The sequence below is a fragment of the Pseudaeromonas pectinilytica genome (genome assembly GCF_054780855.1).
In genome coordinates, this window is the sequence record NZ_BAAGVN010000215.1 from 1 (window position 1) to 1,302 (window position 1,302).

At 61.7% G+C, this 1,302-nt stretch carries 1 protein-coding gene; it reads right to left on the reverse strand.

The annotated features are described in order from the left end of the window. The coding region (locus ACYVG7_RS10330) for a hypothetical protein (protein WP_460883036.1) at positions 1 to 1,302 on the reverse strand (1,302 nt) is incomplete at both ends.

Here is a 1,302-nt window from a genome sequence, read left to right on the forward strand (position 1 = left end):
AGCGGAGGCACCAGTGCAGTACCGGCCGCATCGATGAGCGCCAGCGAGCTGGCCATGGTGACGATGCCGGTATCCCGGTTTTCGGCGTACTGATTGACCGCCAGCTTGCCGCCAGCAGAATCGGTGATCCAGACCTCGGCCAGATAGTCGCGGCCGCAATCAATCACCTGGCTGGCAGTCGGGGTGCCAATGTCGATGGTAGCGGTGTGGCCGATAACCACGCCGACGCCATCCTGATAAATCGGCACCTTGCCATCCGGCGGCAGGCGCACCGGGTCGATGCCGATGGCATCGGAATCCAGCGGGATGGCGGTGAGGATCACGGTTGAATAGGCCAGGCTACCCGCCTCAACGGGCTGGTTAAACGACATGGAGACCAACCCCATGGAGATGTCGGCCTGCCCAGTACCCAGCGCCCCGGCCAGATCCCCAGTACCCGGATCGCTGGCAGACAACACAACGCCATTGACTCCAGTTGCCTTGATCTCCAACCCGCCCGATTTGAGGGGCGCACCCGGGGTTTTCCAGACCGCTCTGGAGATATAGGGCCGAGAGACCAGTGCCACCCCAGCATTGATCTGGAGGTTCCCGGTGATGCCTTTGGCATCGCTAATGATGACCCGGCTGGCCGCCAGCTCGACACGCCCTACACGGGAGCCAGCACCGGTGCGACTGTCTGGGTTCTTCCACAAGATGCCGTCACGCTCGATGTAGGTATTGCTGTTGTCTGTGAACATCAGGCTGCCAGAGACCAGATTCGGCGCTGCCAGGGAGAAGGCGAGCTCCGGCATATTCATGGTAATGTTCTCGGCCACTCCCGCCGCGGCGTTGCTCGACAGCCCTTCCAGCGTACCGGCGCCACCGTTCAACTCGGTGGCGGTGATGGTCTCTTTTTGCTTCTGCATTGCTAGACCATTAAACACATAGCTGGTGATGGTGTAGGAATATTCCTTGGCCCAGGTGAACGAACCGGTGCCGGTGGCGTAGTCGATGGTGCCGACCTGCACCCCATCGCGCAGCAGTTTGCCGGTGCCATCATCGGTCATGGTGACCGTTACCGTTTCCGGCGATCCGGTTGCGGTGCGGCGGCGCAATGGATAGCGCACCACGGTCTTGCCCGGTGACAGCGGGGTGCTGGCATCGAAGCTGGCCATGGTTGCCGCATCCGTCGGGATGGTGACGTTGGCTAGACGGTATGGGCCTCGGGTATAGGCAACATGGTACACGCCATCGTCCGGGAGCCCGGTCGGCACAAATGCGGCCGATTTACCGGCATAACTGACATAGCCTGCGCCGGTCAGA